This window comes from Paenibacillus sp. TSM33, assembly GCF_056099025.1.
Window position 1 is genome coordinate 1 of sequence record NZ_JBLZXB010000029.1, and the last position, 793, is coordinate 793.

Below are 793 nucleotides of genomic sequence, written 5' to 3' on the forward strand. Positions count from 1 at the left end.
ATGGCGCGCCCTGAGAGATTCGAACTCCCGGCCTTTTGATTCGTAGTCAAACGCTCTATCCAGCTGAGCTAAGGGCGCAAATATGGAGCGGACGACGGGAATCGAACCCGCGACCCTCGCCTTGGCAAGGCGATGCTCTACCGCTGAGCCACGTCCGCAATACAATTATATCATGACCTATAAGTGCATGAATGGTGAGCCATGAAGGACTCGAACCTTCGACACCCTGATTAAAAGTCAGGTGCTCTACCAACTGAGCTAATGGCTCCCAACAGGGTAATGTAACTTTGTGAAAATGGCGGAACTGACGGGATTCGAACCCGCGATCTCCTGCGTGACAGGCAGGCATGTTAGGCCTCTACACCACAGTTCCATAATAATTATCATTAAAAAGTTAATTGGTTGCGGGGGCAGGATTTGAACCTGCGACCTTCGGGTTATGAGCCCGACGAGCTACCGAACTGCTCCACCCCGCGATAATAGTAGGGAAATCTATTAAAATAAATGGTGGAGGCTGAGGGGATCGAACCCCCGACCCTCTGCTTGTAAGGCAGATGCTCTCCCAGCTGAGCTAAGCCTCCATACTGCTATGACCCGTAGGGGATTCGAACCCCTGTTACCTCCGTGAAAGGGAGGTGTCTTAACCCCTTGACCAACGGGCCATGCTATAAAATAATTCTGGCGGAGAGAGAGGGATTCGAACCCTCGAGACGCTTTTGGCGCCTACACGATTTCCAATCGTGCTCCTTCGGCCAACTCGGACACCTCTCCACATGGCTCCCCGAACAGGACT

The 793-nt window shown here is 52.5% G+C and carries 8 tRNA genes; all 8 read right to left on the reverse strand.

Annotation, left to right across the window (positions count from 1 at the left end):
* Position 1 precedes the first annotated feature (1 nt).
* The 8 genes from ACN6NF_RS25505 to ACN6NF_RS25540 all read right to left on the reverse strand — a co-directional run bounded on the left by ACN6NF_RS25505 (position 2) and on the right by ACN6NF_RS25540 (position 771).
* A tRNA-Arg gene (locus tag ACN6NF_RS25505) sits at positions 2-78 on the reverse strand.
* A 5-nt stretch (positions 79-83) separates the two neighbouring features.
* A tRNA-Gly gene (locus ACN6NF_RS25510) sits at positions 84-158 on the reverse strand.
* Positions 159-192: 34 nt separating this feature from the next.
* A tRNA-Lys gene (locus tag ACN6NF_RS25515) sits at positions 193-268 on the reverse strand.
* A 28-nt stretch (positions 269-296) separates the two neighbouring features.
* Positions 297-373, reverse strand: a tRNA-Asp gene (locus ACN6NF_RS25520).
* Positions 374-399: 26 nt separating this feature from the next.
* Positions 400-476, reverse strand: a tRNA-Met gene (locus tag ACN6NF_RS25525).
* Between the two features lie 29 nt (positions 477-505).
* Positions 506-581, reverse strand: a tRNA-Val gene (locus tag ACN6NF_RS25530).
* 9 nt (positions 582-590) lie between these two features.
* A tRNA-Glu gene (locus ACN6NF_RS25535) sits at positions 591-662 on the reverse strand.
* Between the two features lie 17 nt (positions 663-679).
* Positions 680-771, reverse strand: a tRNA-Ser gene (locus ACN6NF_RS25540).
* Positions 772-793 lie beyond the last annotated feature (22 nt).